This window comes from Rhizobacter sp. P2_G4, assembly GCF_056403575.1.
In genome coordinates, this window is record NZ_JBFUFG010000003.1 from 684,724 (window position 1) to 699,556 (window position 14,833).

The window sequence follows — 14,833 nt, forward strand, 5'->3', positions numbered from 1 at the left end:
TCTATCGATGCGGTCTTGCGGGAACGTCACTTGATGGTTGGAGACGCATTTCGCAGGAGCATCAGGAACTGGTCGTGGAACCATTGGCCTGCGTGCGGTGCGCCGCTCAGCGCGTCGACGTTGCCCGAGCCGCACATCGCGTCGAAGCGCTTGCCTTCGGCATTCGGCGACGTGGCCGTGCTGTCGCTGGTGCCATCGGAGTCGCCGGGCGGCTTCACGAACACATAGGCGTCGAGGTAGGTGCGCGTCGAGTCGGGCGTGGCGCGCGGGCGTTCGCCGACGCCGGTGTCCTTCACGTTGCACCAGTTGCCTCGCGCGGCGCGGCGGTCGATGCGCATGTCGTCGACGTCGGCGGCTGCAGCGGTGGGCCGCTTCGCGCCGCCCCAGCCGTTGCGCGAGGTGTCGATGATGAAGGACAGCGTGTCGGGGAAGCCCGCGGCGACGAACTCGGTGCGCAGCTTGTCGACGTAGCCGAGCTCGTCGATCATGCGGTTCCATTCGTAGAACTCAGTCGTGCCACCCGACTTCACGTTGTTGTCGGTGCCGTCGAAGTAGGGCTCGTCGAGCGGCGTGTAGTTGGCGCTGTTGCTGGCGAAGCCGCGGATGATGCCGAGGCTGCCGCTGGGCGTCGCACCCTGAACCAGGTCCTTGAAGCCGGCGATGGCCTTCTGGCGGTTGTTGTCCCAGCCGAGCCAGCCCGAGTGCGCGATGTCGAGGTACATGTACACGTTCTTCAGTGTCGAAAGCTTGTTCAGCGTGTAGCGGATGCCGTCGACGTAGATCTTCTTCTGGTTGACCGCGTCGCACACCGTCTTGCCGACACCGACGTTGGTCAGCATGTTCGGGTACGAGTCGGGCTCGATCACCGTGACGATGCGCAGGCCGGCGTAGGCCGGGCGCGCCACGATCTCGGCGATCTTGTCGATGTACTGCGTCTTGTACTTCGCCATGCCGTCGTTGGCCGAGCTCAGCTCGCCGTTGGAGGCTAGCGCGGCGCAGTCACGGTCGGGCAGGTCGTAGACCACCAGCAGGATGGACATCGGCTTCAGCGTGCTGCCGCTCTGGGCCTTCTGCTGCGCGAGGGCCGCCTCGAGGTGGTCGACCAGGCCCATCGCACCACCGCTCGCCTTGGCGCCGTCGATGGCGGCGATGCGGTCGAGCCAGACGGCGGTCGGGAACTTGGCTGCGGCCTTCACCAGCGCGGTGTCCGTGGCGGATGCCGTCACACGGCTCAGCGATTGCGAGACCTTCGTGCCGTAGTCCGGGTCGAGATAGAACAGCGCGTCGGCGAATGGGTTGCCGGCGGTAATCAGGCCGGTGGCGGGGGCAGGAGCCGGTGAGGGAGAAGGCGAGGGGGCCGGAGAAGGAGACGGTGACGGTGCGGGCGATGGCGCCGGTGAAGGTGCGGGAGCAGGCGATGGAGCCGGTGCAGGAGCGGGGGACGGGGCAGGCGCAGGAGCGGGGGACGGGGCAGGCGCAGGAGCGGGGGACGGGGCAGGCGCAGGAGACGGCGCCGGCGTGGGTGCAGGAGATGGGGCGGGCGCAGGAGATGGTGACGGAGCGGGCGATGGCGACGGTGCGGGCACCGGTGCAGGCGCGGGTGCATTGCTCGTGGGTGACGGAGCCGGTGAGTCGCTGCCGCCGCCGCATGCGGCGAGCATCAGCGTGAACAGCAGGCTGATGGTGGCGCGTCCGCGCTGGGTCTTGTAGTTATTCATGTGGAGTCCCTTGGATGTTTTTGGTGTGATGTGTCAGAAGCTCGTGCCGAGACCGACCTGCAGGATCGTCGCGTCGAAGACGTCGACGCCCGGCGATCCGTTGCCGCCGATGCGCCAGCTCGATCGCTGCTGGTAGCGCTCGACCTTCAGGTCGGTGACCCAGGTGCCCAGGCGCAGCTCGAACTTCAGCCCGGCGGTGACGCCGCCGAAGGCCGACAGCCGCTGGTCGGCCGACGAGAACTGCGGGTTCCCCACCGGGCCGGGGTAGATCGCGGTGTCGACCACCGGATCGAAATAGAACTTGGCGGCGTTCTGTGTGTAGTAGCGCACCGACGGCGTCACGGTGAAGTCAGACATCACCGGCTGCACCCACGCGGTCTCGAAGGTGTGGGCACGGATGCCGAAGCTGTCGCTGTAGTAGCGGTAGCTGCTGCGAACGGATGCCGACAGCGATTCGAAGTGGTGGTTCCAGCGCAGCATGCCGACGTTGATGTCGCGCTTGCGAGGGCGGTGGTCGTAGAGCTTGTAGGGGTCGTCGAAGTAGCCGCGGCCCATCGAGTGCGTCAGGCTGAACTGTGCGATGTCGCGCGGTGACAGCGCCTGCGTGACGCCGAGCGTGATTTCGTTGGTGCGCTTCGTCTCATCGACCACGATCTCGTTGACCGGGTTGATCGCGTCGCGGGTGTTGGCGATGCCGAGGTTCCAGGTCGTGTTCTTGTCTTCGGACGCCCAGCGACCTTCCAGCGACACGGCGGTCGACTTGTAGTCGTTCTCGGTCGAGTGAGCCGCGCCGAGCGCGATGGCGCCGCGTTCGAAGTAGCGGGTGAGCTTCAGGTCTCCGGCCTTGCGCTTGTCTTCCATGCCGGGTGATTTGGTGGCGCCGGACACGTCGCTGTAGTAGCGCGGTGTTGCGCCGGACACCTCATCGACGACGCCGGAGCCTTCGATCGACCAGCGGCCGACCGGGGCAAGGATGTAGAGCGATGGCGCCTTGACGGTGATGCGGTCGAGCCGGTTGCCTTCGCTGCCGTCGTAGAACGGGTACTTGGTGTCGACGGCCTGGCTGTCCTTGTACTGCAGGTACTTGAACGCGATGAGGCCCTTCTCGGGCGGCTCTTCGGCGTGTGCCGTCATCACGCCAGGCAGCGCGATGGCCGCCAGCGTGATGCTCCCCCAGACGCGGCTGCGTGAGTTCGAACCGTCAGTTGCAGCCACAGCCACCTCCGCCCACGCCGGAGCCGCCAGCCGCCGCTTCCTTGCTGTTCAAGATGTGCTGGTCGAAGCGCTGTTCGAGCGCGTCGCCACCGAGGGTCATTTCGGGTTTCGCGAGCAGGCCCTTTTCCCAGGGCTGCGGCGGTTGGAAGACAGAGCAGCCGGCGAGGCAGGCGCTGAGCAGGAGCAGCGCGGCGAAGGTTCTGTGGTGCATCAAAGGTTCTCGTGGGCGGGTCTGGAGCTGCAGGACAGGGCGCAGCAGAAAGGCTTACTTCAGGGCAGCCGCAATGGCGTCTTCGAGTTGCTTGCGTTCTTCTTCACGGAAGCCCGCATGCACCTGGATCACCTTGCCGTCCGGACCGATCAGCAGCGAGGTCGGCATGCCCTTGACCGCGTAGCGGCGCGGTGTCTCGCCCTGTGCGTCGAAGGCCAGCGTGAAGTTCGCCGGCACCTCGGCCAGGAACTTGTCGGCATCGGCACGCTTGGCGTCGAGGTTCACGCCGACGACCTGCAGGCCCTTCGCGCCGTACTTGGCTTGCATGTCGTTCATCCACGGGAACGACTGGCGGCACGGGCCGCACCACGAGGCCCAGAAGTCGAGGTACACCACCTTGCCTTTGAAAGCCGCGAGGTTCACCGTGCCGCGCGATCCGCTCAGCGTGAACTCGGGTGCGGGTGCACCGGCTTCGACCGCCGCGGCGGGCAGTGCGGCAAACAGACTGGCAGACATCGCCAGCGTGATGGCTGAAAGGCGGTTCATCGAGAAGATTCCTTTGAGAGTGAATTGAGAGCGCTCAGGCGCGGCCACCACAGCGCGGCGATGGCCAAGGCCAGCAGCACGAGCCAGTGAATGCCGAGGGCGCCGGCGCCCTGGTTGGCAGAGACGGTTTCGGCCTGAGCCGACAGCGACACCTCGGTGGCCTGGCCGGTGGCCGACGTCACCTTCAGCGTGCCGGTCATCGCACCGCCCGAGCCGGGAGCGAACACCACCGTCACCGTGCAGGACGAACCGGCCGCCAGCGTCCAGGGCACGCCGGGGCAGGCATCGGAGGCCGTGCCCGATTCGACGATGAAGCGGGACGTCGTCGTCACCGACGCGATCGTTGCGGCTGCCGCCGAGCTGTTGGAGATGCGCACGGTCAGCGGCTGGCTGCGGTCGCCGGTGCGCACGGTGGTCGAGCGGTAGTCGAGCGCCGAGGGTGTGACGGCCAGCGTGCCTGAGGCCGGGGGAGGCGTCGTGCCGCCACCGCCGCCTGTGTCGGGCGGCGTACCGCCTCCGCCACCGCCTGTCGAGCCGGCCACGCCGCTGCCGCTGAGCGTGACATCGGGCGGGTTGCTGCCGCTCGATGCGACCAGCAGCACGGCATTGCGCACGCCGGCCACATCGGGCACAAAGCTCACGATCACCGTGCAGCTCGCGTTGGCCGCGAGCGTCACACCACCGAGGCAGGTGCCGCCGCCGACCGAGAAGGCCGATGCCTGTGCGCCCGAGGTGCCGATCGACGACACCGTCACGCTGCCTGGCCCGTTGTTGACCAGCGTCAACGGGGAACCCGCCACCGTCTTGCCGACTTCAGTGGACGGGAACTGCAGCGAGTTCGTGCCGCCCGACCAGACCAGTACCGGAAGCGTCACGGCAGAGCCCAGGCCAGTCAGCACCACGCTGTTCGGCGAGCTGAAAGCGTTGGAAGTGATCGTCACCGTCTCGGCCGCGTTGTCTGCCGCCGGGGTATAGGTCACCGTCAGCGTGCAGCCCGCACCGGGAGCGAGGTTGGTCGCGCAGTCGTGCGTCGCCTTGAACTCGGTCGAGCTGCTCACGATGCTGGTGATCTGCAGCGCGGCGCTGCCGGTGTTGGCGATCTTCACCGTGCGTGGCACCGAGGCCGTGCCCATCGACACCTGGCCGAAGCCGATCGACGGCTGTGACAGCGTGAGCTCCGGCGCCGCCGTGGCAATGCCGACACCGCCGACCGACAGGCTGGCCGTGCCGCCGGGCGCGTTGCTCGTGATCTCGACGCTGGCCGAGCGGGGGCCGAGCGCGCTCGGCTTCAAGGCCACGGTCACCGTGCAGGTGGCGGCCGGAGCCACCGTGGCACCGGCGCATGTGCCACCGAGCACGATGTCTGCTGCGTTGGTGCCGGTCGCGCTGACCTTGCTGATCACCAGATCGGCCTGGCCGTTGTTGGTGACCGTGGCAGTGCGTGCAGCACCGGTGGTCGCGAGGCCCTGTGCGCCCAGGTCGAGCACGATCGCGTCCAGCGCGAGGCCCGGTTGCGCGCTCACGTTGCCGGTGCCGGTGAGAGCGACCGATGCGGTGGTGCTGCTTGCGCTGTGGCCGATCATCAGGCTGGCTGCGCGCGCACCTGTTGCCGTCGGCGTGAAGCTCACGTCAACGAAGCAGTTGCTCCCGGCCGCCACGCTGGTGCCGGCCTTGCAGGTAGAAGCCGAGCTGATCGCGAACTCAGAGGCTTGCGCGCCGCTGATGGCAAGCGTGTTGACCGTCAGCGCGGCTGTACCGCTGTTGCCCACGGTCACGCGCAACGGGTCGGAAGTGCCGCCGACCGTCTGCGCGAAGCTCAGCGTGGTGGGAGACAGCGTCACCGACGGCGAGCTGTCGACACCGGTGCCTGAGAGCGAAGCGGTGCTGCTGCCCGTGCTGCCGTTGTGGCCCACGGTGAGCGTGGCGGAGCGTGTGCCAGCGAGCGTCGGCTTGAAGGTCACGGTGACCGAGCATGCGGTTCCGGCGGCGAGCGAGGTGCCCACCGCGCAGGTGCCGCCGCTCACTGCGAAGTCGCTGCCGGCAGTCAGCGCGATGCTGCTCACCACCAGGGCTGCACCTGCGCCCACCGAGTTGTTGACCGAGAAGGTCTGCGCGGCACTGGTGGTGCCCAGTGCCTGGCTCGTGAAGGTGATGCTGGAGGGGCTGACCGACGGTGCCGGCTCGGGCGTCGCGGGCAGGTAGCTGGGCGTGCGGCCCAGCTGCTGTCCGATGTAGGCCGCGAGATCGTTTAGCTGGGAGTCGCTGAGCTTGCCCTGCAGGAACGTCATCTGCGAATTGGTCGTGATGATGCCCTTGATGTTGGACGCACTCGTGCCGTTCGCGATGCGGTTCTGCGGGTTCGCCGGGATCGTGCTGTGGCATGCGCTGTTGCTGCAGCTCTGCTTGCCGGCGACTAGCGTGGTCGTGTACAGCATCTGGCCGTTGGTGGCGCTTTGCGCGAGCGCCGAGCCGGCGCCCATCATGGCCAGCAACGTGGCGGCCAGTGGCGGGGCGAAGAGGTGGAGAAAGGTACGCCTCATTTGCATCAGGCCTTCATCCACGGCAGGTCTTGGCCGGCGACGGCCCAGATCGCGTCGGTGTGGTCGCCGTTGGCGCCGCGCACGTTCGGGTAGCCCCAGGCGGTGGTATTGACATCGCTCGTGCTCACGCCCATTGCGCGCAGCACCATGCCCATCCACTGCGTGTACAGCAGGCCCGAATACCAGTGCGGGTCCGACGACCAGTTGAACGAGTTCAGGTCGCGGAAATCGAGCGACTGGCCTGTCTTGAAGTAGCCGCCGGCGTCGCCCAGCGCAATGATCGGGATGCAGCGGTTGTGGTGGTGGCCGGGGTTGCCGCCCGAGCCGAGCTCGAAGCCGCTCGCGATCAGCGCCTTGTCGAACAGCGTCTTGCCGTCGGCCGTCTTCACCTGGTCGAGCTTGTTCGCCATGTCGAGCATGCAGGTCTCGAACTGCAGCTGCACCGCGGCGTTGAAGCCGGCGCGCTTGGCGGGGTCGTCCAGCGCGTGCGCGTAGTCGTTGTGCCAGGCATGTTCCGGCTCGGGGCCGAAGGTGTATGAGGTGGCGCCGTTCACATAGACGCGGCTGATGCCGGCCGAGAACGCAGCGACGACGATGTCGTTCCACAGCGATTCGCACTGCGCCTGGCTCGCGGGCTGGCCGTAGAAGCCGGCTGCGGCCTCGATCGACGAGGTGTCGCTGGTCGGGCGCTGGAAGCTGCTGGTGACCGGCGTCTGCGCGAGCTTGCCTTCGACCTCGTTCAACAGGTCGAGGTAGTTGCCGAGCCGCGCCTTGCAGTCGGCCGAGCACGAGGCGTCGGCCATCACCAGGTCGGCATGCTCCTTCACGCGGTCGACCAGCACCGTCTTGTCGGTCGGTGCCGGCGTGGTGGTGCCACCGCCGCCCGTGTTCTTGAACAGGCGGTCGAACAGCTTGATGTTGCTCTCGGCGGTGGGCGTCGTCTGCACGGTGGCCGTGCCGGACTTCGACAGCGACACCAGGTTGCGCACGATCGCCGGCTGCAATACGGCGGTCGGGTAGAAGCTGCTTGCGCCGCCCAGGATCTGGTCGATGGTGGGGCTGGTGGCGTCACCGCCGAGCGTGCCGCCGCGGTTGTGGCCGCCGCTGACCGCGAAGTCGAGCCCGTTGATCACGTTCATGCGCGACAACATGCGCGCCGAGAGCGCCGAGCTCTTGGCCTGCAAGATGTCGCTGATGACCGTCAGGTTGCCGGAGGCCTTGGCCGCCGCGGCGAGTTGCGCCTGGCGGATCGTGATGCCGCCGTAGCTCTGCGAGGCTGCAGGGGTCTGGTCTAGCAGCGGCCCGAAGAACTGACTCTGGAACACGCCATGCCACGTCGTCGTGTGGACGAAGTAGCGCTCGGCCGAGGCGGCTGCCTCGGTGGCGGCGCGCGCTTCACGCGGCAGCAGCGAGGGCAGCAGCGGCAAGGCCAATGCGGTTCCACCGGCGCCGATCAGGAACTGCCGGCGGGACAAGGGGTTGAATGCAGGTTTCATTTCGCCCTCTGGATCGTGGTGAACTCGGTGCGCAGCGCGACCGATGCGAACAGGCTGCGCAGGTTGGCGCCGTTGGCGGCCTGCACGCGCAGTGCTTCCATCAAGGCGCCGTCAGCGGCGGTCTCTGAACGGCCGAAGCTGTAGCGCACGTAGTTGCGTGCGAAGCAGCGCTCGAACTGACCGCTTTCGAGGATGTATTGCTGGGTTGCCGATGGCGAGCTGACCGCGCGCGACGAGCCGTCGGCCAGGCGCACCAGCGCTGCGGTGTCGATCGGCTTTTCGCCGAGCAGAGCGCCCTTGTCATCGAGCACGCGCTCGGTGCTGCGCGCGCGGCCCAGCGAGTCGAAGCCCTCGAAGGCGAAGCCCCACGGGTTCATCTGCGTCTTGTGGCAGCCGATGCACGAGGTGCCTTCCATTTCAGTGACGCGCTCGACGCGTTGGCGCGTGGTGAGCACGCCGGTAAGGTCGGCCTTCGAGTTCGACTGGTCCATGGCCGGCGTGGGCATCGCCTCGCAGGTCAGCCCGAACAGCACGCGGCTGCCGCGCGAGATCGGCAGCGTCGTGTCGGTAGAGCCTTGTGCGATGAAGCCGATGCGGGTCAGCAGGCCAACGCGTGACGGTTCGGTGAAGAGCGGCGGGGCGGTCGTGCCGTCCCACACCGCTGTTTTATAGAGCGAAGCGATGTCGGCCGTCTTCGCGTAGGAGTGGCGGTCGGTCAGCACCTGCTGCAGCGACGCGTTCTTCGAGGCCAGGTACGAGACCATGTCCAGCACTTCGTTCACGGCCGCGTCGCGCGAGGTCGACAGCGGCTTGAAGCTGCCGGCGAAGGCATCGAACTTCGGATCGCCGACCTTGCCGTCCAGCGCCACCAGTTCTTGCAGGCGGAACCAGCCACCGAAGAAGTCGCGCATCGCGCGGTCAGAGCGGGCGTCGGCCATCATGCGCTGGATCTGGGCGGTGTAGACCGACGGCGTGAGCAGCGTGCCGTCGTCGGCAATCGTGTTCAGCGTTGCATCGGGCACGGAGTTCCAGAAGTGCAGCGCGAGGCGTGTGGCCTGCTCGTGGGCGGTGAGTGCCACGCACGATGCGCTGGTGTCGGTGGCCGTCTGGCCCTTCTCGACGACGAAATAGAACTTCGGCGACGCGATCATCGTGCCGAGCACCTTGGTCACCGACGCCTGGCTGGCGCTGTTGCCGGCTGCAGTGCGGTAGACGTTGACTTCGCTCTCGGTCAGCGGCTGGCGGAACAGCAGCCGGCCGGCCTTGCGGATGAAGCTGGTGACGCAGGCGTCGGAGGTGCCGGTGCAACTTCCGAGCATCGTGTTCAGCCGGTTTGCATCGGACGTCATCGACTTGGCGAGTGCCTCGGCGGTGTCGTGCAAGGCCGTCACCTGGCGCAGATTCACGCCGGTGTCCAGGCGTTCATAGCCTTTGTGCCGCGACGTGTCCGGGTTGACTGCGACGTCCGGCGGGAACTGCGTGGTGTCGCGCACCAGCGGCCCGACGCTCGCGGCGAGCGTGCTGTCGCCGGTGAGGGCCACGGTCACGTCGGTGAGCGCGTTGATCACCTGGTCGCGCGTCAACCGGCGCGGTGCACCGGGTGCACTGCAGCCGGGGCCGGCCACATCACCCGGCGTCACGGCGGCAATCGTCACCGCGGCGATCTGGGCATGGGGATCGGTGCCGACAGGCACGATCGTGGGGGTGCCGGTGCCGGCGTTGCCGCTCGGTGGGGCGGTGGCGGCTGGTGTCGATTCACTCGAATCGCCATTGCAGGCCGCGGCCATGGCGGCGATACAGAGGGCTAGGAGGTGCGATCGCATGGTGCTCTCGGTTGCGTGGGGCCATCGACTGCGATGGCAACGATCTGGCTTCGTGGCGCGATTCTGTTGAAAACGTTGCCGCAAGAATTGACCAATCCATGACGAAAACCTCTTCGTTGCTAGGCGACTGCGCTACGCAACGGCGCGCAACAGGTGTAACGGTGTCGGCCCAGAGCAGCGGAGTTCATGCGCATCGGCAGAATGTGCACACACACGAAGCCGTGGCACGTACCTGGCAAGTTAAGTCGTAGAGGGAGTTGATGGACAACGAGGTTTTCAGGTTCGGCCGGTGCGAAGTTCGCGTCGCGACACGCGAGGTATTGCTCGCCGGCTCACAGCAGCCGATGGAGCCGCGACCGTTCGAGTTGCTGGTGTATCTGATCCGTCATCGGGCGCGCATCGTGTCCAAGGACGAGCTGCTCGACAAACTCTGGGCCTTCGATCTGGTGACAGCGAGCGTGATCGCCCGCGCGGTGATGAAGATCCGCAAAGTGCTGGGCGACAGCGACACCGGCCCGCTGATCAAGACGGTGCACCGAACCGGCTATCGCTTCATGGGTGAGCTGAGCGAGAAGCAGCCGCTGCCGGCTGCCGCTGCGCGGCCGTCATTGCCGCCGCCTGCACCGGTGCCGCTGCTTGCCGCGCCGGCCGCGTCCGCGATATCCCTGGCACTGCTGCCGTTCGAGAACCGCACGGGCAACGCGGACCTCGACTGGGTGGAGCTCGGCCTGCTGTCGCTGGTGGTGCGCGACCTCGGCATGCATCCGGGCCTGCAGATGGTGTCGATCCCCTCGCTGCTGAATGCATTGCAGGCGGTGCCGCCTGACCACGCGTTTACCGACCGGGCGGACGGCTTGATGCGGTTGCTCGCCGTTCGGCACGTGGCCCGCGTGGAGGTGCGTGGTGGTCCGCAGCGCTTCGAATTGCTCTGCACGTTGGCCGGGGGCGGGCGCATCGACAGCACCTTGCTCGCCGCCAATGGGCTCGCCGATCTCGGGCGAAGCCTCACGCGCTGGCTGGAGACACGCTTCTTCCCCGGCGAGGCGGTCGCCGAGATTCATGCCGACCGCGCCGACGGTGCACTGGGCCGCGCCCTGCAAGCCCTTGCCGAGCAAAAGTGGACCCTCGCGCTGGAGCTGCTGGACACCGTGCTGCGCGCTGCCCCGGCGCACCTGGGCGCACAGATCGAACGCTTGCGTGCGCTGGTCGCCCTGGATGACAACGCTGCGTTTGCGCTCGGCGACGCGCTGCTCGCGCGGTTGCGTGGTGAATCCAACCCGGTTGCCGAAGCTGCGGTGCACTTCGAGCTGGCGCAGGCCCACGTGCGCCGCCGCATCAACGACCGTGCCAAACACCACCTCGACGAGTCGCTGCAGAGCGCGCCGGGCAAGGCGGATCGCGAGTCGGTCATCGCCACCACGCTGCTGCGGGCGAACATCGCCATCAATGAATTCGATTTCACGGTCGCGTCGGCGCTCGTCGACCGGGCCGAAATGCTGTGCGAGGGCAGCAGCGTGTTCGAGCAGCTGCGCATCCTGTCGCTTCGCATCGTGATCGAGGCGGAGACCGGCAGCATGGTGCAGGCCTGGAACCACGCGAAACGCGCGGCTGCGATGTACCGCAACCATGGCGTGCTGGTCGGGCAGGCGAGGGCCGAGTGCAATGTTGCCAATGCAAGCGCGAGCCTCGGCCACTTCCGCTTGGCCGAGCAGCACGGCGAGTCGGGTCTTGCGATCTCGCGCAGCCTGAACGTGCCCACCGACACCGCGGTCTCCGCGATGCTGTTGTGCGGTGTCTACCGGCAACTGCGCAAACCGACCAACGTGGCCCKCGTGCTCGCGATCCTCGAAGAGACGGACACCGGCGACGCGCCGCGCAACGACGGCATCCGCCTGGTGGGCCGCGCGCAGCACGCCCTTGCGACCGGGCAGGAAGACACGGCCGCCGAGCTGCTCACGCGGGCTGCAGCCGAGGCTGCGAGCAAGGGACACGAGATGCAGCTGCATTTCGTGCTGCCGCTGCTCACGGGGGCCCTGGTCCATGCCGGTCAGCTGCCGCAGGCCGACGATGCCTGCCGGCGCATTGCCGAGCTGGCGAAGCTGCCGCATGACCGCAACCTGCAGGGCGCGCTGTGGCACAGCCAGGCGCAGCTGATGCTGGCGCGCGGTGACCGCGAACGCGCGCTCAACCTGTTGCGCAAAGCGCGCGACGTGACGCCCTTGGGCTGGTGGAATGCACATGCACGCATCGACGGGGCCTGGCTGTGCATCGAGCAGGGCCGCACCGCCGAGGCGGCCGAAATGCTGCGCGGCCTCGAACCCTGGATCGACGAACACCCCGCCGGCCACGCGGTGTGGGCGCGGCTGTGTCATGCGCAGGGCCGCATTGGTGACGCGCGCAAGATGCATGCACATCTGGTGTCGGTTGTCGAAGGCCCCTTGCCGGCCTGGCTGACCGCGTTGGGCAGCGGCTATGCGCTGCAGCAGTCAGAAGGGTTGCCGCTCGCACCGCGGTTGCCCAGCTGGTTGTAGCGGAACGTGGGCCTCGTGGGTTCGAGGTGCGTCGCTCCACAACCTATCATCAGCCGATGAGTGCAAGCAAAGAGTTCGTCAGCCATGTTCGAGAGTTGCTGTCTTCCATCGGCGAGCTGAGCGACGGCAAGTTCTTCGGCGGTCACGCGCTGAAGCACCAGGGGAAGCAATTCGCCATGATCATGGGGAACACGCTGTACCTGCGAGTCAACGATGAGACGAGGCCGGAGTACCTTCTAAAGGGTTCGAAGCCGTTCTCGTACCTAACGAAGGCGAGGCGAGTCGACGTCCGCACGTACTTCTCGGTGCCCGATGAGCTGCTGGAGTCGAAGGACGCGCTGTTGGCGTGGGGCCGCAAGGCCATCCAGGCCGCCGGTGCCTGAACCGCGGATCACCGACGCGATGCAAGCCACTGCCGAAGAACGTCTGCAGGCCCTGGGCCTCACGCTGCCTGTGATCACCCCACCGCGCGGGACGTTCTGCGCTTATGTCATTTCCGGCTCCATGCTGTACCTGTCTGGAAAGGGCGCGCCGCTTCGCGAAGACGCGGCAGTGGTCCCCAAGGTTGGTGCCGAGGTCAGCGTCGAGCAGGCTCGCGCCTACGCGCAGGAGATCGGCCTCTACCTCCTGGCATTGATGAAGGAGGCGCTGGGTGACCTCAGGCGCGTGCAGCGTGTCGTCAAGGTCTTCGGCATGGTCAACGCCGCGCCGCATTTCACCTCGCACACCGAGGTGGTCAACGGCTGCTCCGACCTGCTGGTCGCCGTGCTGGGCGAACGTGGAGAGCACGCACGGTCCGCCATCGGGGTGGGCTCCTTGCCGAAGGGATTCGCTGTGGAGATCGAGGCCGTCGTCGAGTTCGCCTGAGCCCTCGCCCCAGGCTCGTGCTGGAGCGAGTGCGGCCGCAGCGCTTTTCTTGAAGTGACGAGTGCTGCGGCACACGGGGTGGACGCAGGACCGGATCGCCGCCCGCAGCGGTTTCGGTTCCGTGGATGCCTTCGGGCGTTCGCTCGGCAGCACGGCCTCACGCCGAATGCGTATCGAGACGGTGGCGTGAAGCCCCAACGCGCGGAGAACTGGCGATCTGCCTGACGCCAGCGTGAAGCGGCATCAGGCAGCGCCGAAACTCAGTCAGCTGACTTCGATGGCCGACCGGTCTTCAGGCTCGGCACGTTGCCGATGGCGGTGAGGAAGGCCTTGTCGCTCATGGCATTGAGGGCGCTGATGCCGGCGCGCAGCAGCTCGCTCTTCTTGACCGGGCGCTTGAGGTTGGCCGCGCGGTGCTTGAGTGCCTCGAGCACGGCGTACTCAGACTTCGGGATGGTGAAGCTGTCGCGCACGAGCTTGTGCTTGACCTTGGCCGGGGGCGCCGGCAAGGCCACGGGCTGTGCAGCGGCTTTCTTTGCAACTGATTTCTTGGCGCTGGCCGGAGCCGGCTTGGGTGCGGCGGCGGCTGTGGTCTTCGCTGCGGTGCGGGGTTTTCTGGATGTCGTGGTGTTTGTCATGTGTTTTCTCATTACCGCGTATACGGTATATACAGTTTATACGAACTCCTGCTACGCTCTGATCAGACCCGTTGATGCGGCGCAGCTCTTTGCGCTCGGCGATCGGGTCAAGTGAAGGAGCAGTGATGTACACCACGCCTCATCACCCACCGCACGCACTGTCGTCGGTCGGCGCATTGATGGACCCAGGTTTCTTGCGGCAAGTGGTTCACGATGCAGGGGAGCAGGGGTTCTCGGCTGAACCGGTTTATCCGGTGCCGGCCGGTCGCCTCCGGACGGCGGTACAGGTGTTCGCCAGCGCCTGCCTGCGCAGGATCGCTCCGCACTGAGCGTGTTGGCCCAAGCTCGGCGCGGAGGTGCGCCGCCCGCCAGAAAAATTGGCGCGCCTCGTGTCGATTTCGAGCGCACTTGATCGTCGTACATTCAGAGGGTCGTCCTCTGCTATCACCAACGATCATGCCTACCAACACCGTGCGACTACACCGCGTGCTTCGGGCGACTCCGGAGCAGATCTACCGCGCGTTCCTCAACGCCGACGCCATGGCCAAGTGGCTGCCTCCCTACGGCTTTACCTGCAAGGTTCACCACATGGAAGCCAAGGTGGGTGGCACGTTCAAGATGTCCTTCACCAATTTCACGACGGGGAACGGCCACTCCTTCGGCGGCGAATACCGTGAGCTGGTGCCCAACGAGCGCCTGCGCTACTCCGACAAATTTGACGACCCGAACTTGCCCGGAGAAATGGAAACCACCGTGGTGCTGCGAAAGGTCTCTTGCGGCACTGACGTGACCATCACGCAAGAAGGAATCCCGGAAGTGATTCCCGCCGAGATGTGCTATCTCGGCTGGCAGGAATCGCTTGCGCAGCTTGCGACCTTGGTCGAGCCTGTGATCCCCGATTGACGGGATCGTGCCCAGCGTTTGACTCAAGCGCTGGGCGTTACAGAAGCGTCGACTAAGGCCGCCAGGTCAGCGTCGTCTTTTGGTTGATGTCGGAGTCCGAACCGGCCGCGGAGGTCTGCTCCACTAGGCCCGATTGAGTGCCGGCACTCAGATTCAACCCCGTCCCCCGGTACTCCACATCCCCCACCAGGTTCAGCGTGCCCGACGCCCCCTGGTTCGGCTCGAAGAAGCCCAGCGGGTAGAACGTGGTGCGCACCTGCGCCGAGCCCGACACCGTGAAGGCGTTGTTGCCCCACGGACTGCCGCTCACCCCGATGACGCTCAAGCCCCCCACTGTGCCGCCGG

At 66.7% G+C, this 14,833-nt stretch carries 14 protein-coding genes; 5 read left to right on the forward strand and 9 right to left on the reverse strand.

The window, feature by feature from the left end; genetic code table 11:
* Positions 1 to 26: 26 nt before the first annotated feature.
* Genes AC1DYS_RS15985 through AC1DYS_RS16015 form a run of 7 tightly spaced genes read right to left on the reverse strand, consistent with a single transcriptional unit; the run spans position 27 to position 9,549 of the window.
* Positions 27 to 1,718, reverse strand: coding sequence for a glycoside hydrolase family 6 protein (locus tag AC1DYS_RS15985; RefSeq protein WP_477900795.1), 1,692 nt, complete (start codon positions 1,716 to 1,718; stop codon positions 27 to 29).
* Positions 1,719 to 1,751: 33 nt separating this feature from the next.
* On the reverse strand, positions 1,752 to 2,933 hold the full coding sequence (locus AC1DYS_RS15990; RefSeq protein WP_477900797.1) for a DUF3570 domain-containing protein: 1,182 nt from the start codon (positions 2,931 to 2,933) through the stop codon (positions 1,752 to 1,754).
* On the reverse strand, positions 2,920 to 3,144 hold the full coding sequence (locus AC1DYS_RS15995; RefSeq protein WP_047491423.1) for a DUF4266 domain-containing protein: 225 nt from the start codon (positions 3,142 to 3,144) through the stop codon (positions 2,920 to 2,922). The genes AC1DYS_RS15990 and AC1DYS_RS15995 overlap by 14 nt, the downstream gene beginning before the upstream one ends.
* 54 nt (positions 3,145 to 3,198) lie before the next feature.
* Positions 3,199 to 3,690: a TlpA family protein disulfide reductase gene (locus tag AC1DYS_RS16000; RefSeq protein ID WP_477900799.1), complete on the reverse strand. Its 492-nt coding sequence runs from the start codon at positions 3,688 to 3,690 to the stop codon at positions 3,199 to 3,201.
* Positions 3,687 to 6,236: a choice-of-anchor D domain-containing protein gene (locus tag AC1DYS_RS16005; protein WP_477900801.1), complete on the reverse strand. Its 2,550-nt coding sequence runs from the start codon at positions 6,234 to 6,236 to the stop codon at positions 3,687 to 3,689. Before AC1DYS_RS16005 ends, AC1DYS_RS16000 begins: the two co-directional genes overlap by 4 nt.
* Positions 6,236 to 7,726 carry a DUF1552 domain-containing protein gene (locus tag AC1DYS_RS16010; RefSeq protein ID WP_477900803.1) on the reverse strand — a complete coding sequence of 497 codons (1,491 nt, stop codon included), beginning with the start codon at positions 7,724 to 7,726 and terminating at the stop codon, positions 6,236 to 6,238. Before AC1DYS_RS16010 ends, AC1DYS_RS16005 begins: the two co-directional genes overlap by 1 nt.
* Positions 7,723 to 9,549, reverse strand: a complete 1,827-nt coding sequence (locus AC1DYS_RS16015) for a DUF1592 domain-containing protein (protein WP_477900805.1) — start codon at positions 9,547 to 9,549, stop codon at positions 7,723 to 7,725. The genes AC1DYS_RS16010 and AC1DYS_RS16015 overlap by 4 nt, the downstream gene beginning before the upstream one ends.
* Before the next feature lie 260 nt (positions 9,550 to 9,809).
* Here AC1DYS_RS16015 and AC1DYS_RS16020 point away from each other — a divergent pair, with 260 nt between their 5' ends.
* Genes AC1DYS_RS16020 through AC1DYS_RS16030 form a run of 3 tightly spaced genes read left to right on the forward strand, consistent with a single transcriptional unit; the run spans position 9,810 to position 12,947 of the window.
* Positions 9,810 to 12,080 (forward strand): winged helix-turn-helix domain-containing protein, encoded by a 2,271-nt coding sequence (locus AC1DYS_RS16020; RefSeq protein ID WP_477900807.1) that lies wholly within the window; start codon positions 9,810 to 9,812, stop codon positions 12,078 to 12,080.
* A gap of 56 nt (positions 12,081 to 12,136) precedes the next feature.
* The gene (locus tag AC1DYS_RS16025) at positions 12,137 to 12,463 is read left to right on the forward strand and encodes a TfoX/Sxy family protein (RefSeq protein ID WP_477900809.1); all 327 of its coding nucleotides are present in this window, start codon (positions 12,137 to 12,139) and stop codon (positions 12,461 to 12,463) included.
* Positions 12,464 to 12,482: 19 nt separating this feature from the next.
* Positions 12,483 to 12,947 carry a RidA family protein gene (locus AC1DYS_RS16030; RefSeq protein WP_477900811.1) on the forward strand — a complete coding sequence of 155 codons (465 nt, stop codon included), beginning with the start codon at positions 12,483 to 12,485 and terminating at the stop codon, positions 12,945 to 12,947.
* A gap of 260 nt (positions 12,948 to 13,207) precedes the next feature.
* On the opposite strand, the gene AC1DYS_RS16035 is transcribed toward AC1DYS_RS16030, so the two are convergent.
* Positions 13,208 to 13,585, reverse strand: a complete 378-nt coding sequence (locus AC1DYS_RS16035) for a hypothetical protein (protein ID WP_477900813.1) — start codon at positions 13,583 to 13,585, stop codon at positions 13,208 to 13,210.
* 125 nt (positions 13,586 to 13,710) lie between these two features.
* Here AC1DYS_RS16035 and AC1DYS_RS16040 point away from each other — a divergent pair, with 125 nt between their 5' ends.
* Positions 13,711 to 13,914 carry a hypothetical protein gene (locus AC1DYS_RS16040; RefSeq protein WP_477900815.1) on the forward strand — a complete coding sequence of 68 codons (204 nt, stop codon included), beginning with the start codon at positions 13,711 to 13,713 and terminating at the stop codon, positions 13,912 to 13,914.
* Positions 13,915 to 14,041: 127 nt separating this feature from the next.
* Entirely contained in the window at positions 14,042 to 14,488 is a 447-nt protein-coding gene (locus AC1DYS_RS16045; protein WP_477900817.1) for an SRPBCC family protein, read from the forward strand.
* A gap of 52 nt (positions 14,489 to 14,540) precedes the next feature.
* Here AC1DYS_RS16045 and AC1DYS_RS16050 read toward each other — a convergent pair.
* On the reverse strand, positions 14,541 to 14,833 hold a 293-nt coding region (locus AC1DYS_RS16050; RefSeq protein WP_477900819.1), incomplete at its 5' end, for a hypothetical protein.

Coding starts and splice junctions, on each gene's coding strand:
- AC1DYS_RS16030 (WP_477900811.1), top strand. CDS start 12,483: ATGCAAGCCACTGCCGAAGAACGTCTGCAGGCCCTGGGCCTCACGCTG.
- AC1DYS_RS16005 (WP_477900801.1), bottom strand. CDS start 6,236: ATGCAAATGAGGCGTACCTTTCTCCACCTCTTCGCCCCGCCACTGGCC.
- AC1DYS_RS16035 (WP_477900813.1), bottom strand. CDS start 13,585: ATGACAAACACCACGACATCCAGAAAACCCCGCACCGCAGCGAAGACC.
- AC1DYS_RS16000 (WP_477900799.1), bottom strand. CDS start 3,690: ATGAACCGCCTTTCAGCCATCACGCTGGCGATGTCTGCCAGTCTGTTT.
- AC1DYS_RS15995 (WP_047491423.1), bottom strand. CDS start 3,144: ATGCACCACAGAACCTTCGCCGCGCTGCTCCTGCTCAGCGCCTGCCTC.
- AC1DYS_RS16025 (WP_477900809.1), top strand. CDS start 12,137: ATGAGTGCAAGCAAAGAGTTCGTCAGCCATGTTCGAGAGTTGCTGTCT.
- AC1DYS_RS16045 (WP_477900817.1), top strand. CDS start 14,042: ATGCCTACCAACACCGTGCGACTACACCGCGTGCTTCGGGCGACTCCG.
- AC1DYS_RS15985 (WP_477900795.1), bottom strand. CDS start 1,718: ATGAATAACTACAAGACCCAGCGCGGACGCGCCACCATCAGCCTGCTG.
- AC1DYS_RS16040 (WP_477900815.1), top strand. CDS start 13,711: ATGTACACCACGCCTCATCACCCACCGCACGCACTGTCGTCGGTCGGC.
- AC1DYS_RS16010 (WP_477900803.1), bottom strand. CDS start 7,726: ATGAAACCTGCATTCAACCCCTTGTCCCGCCGGCAGTTCCTGATCGGC.
- AC1DYS_RS16015 (WP_477900805.1), bottom strand. CDS start 9,549: ATGCGATCGCACCTCCTAGCCCTCTGTATCGCCGCCATGGCCGCGGCC.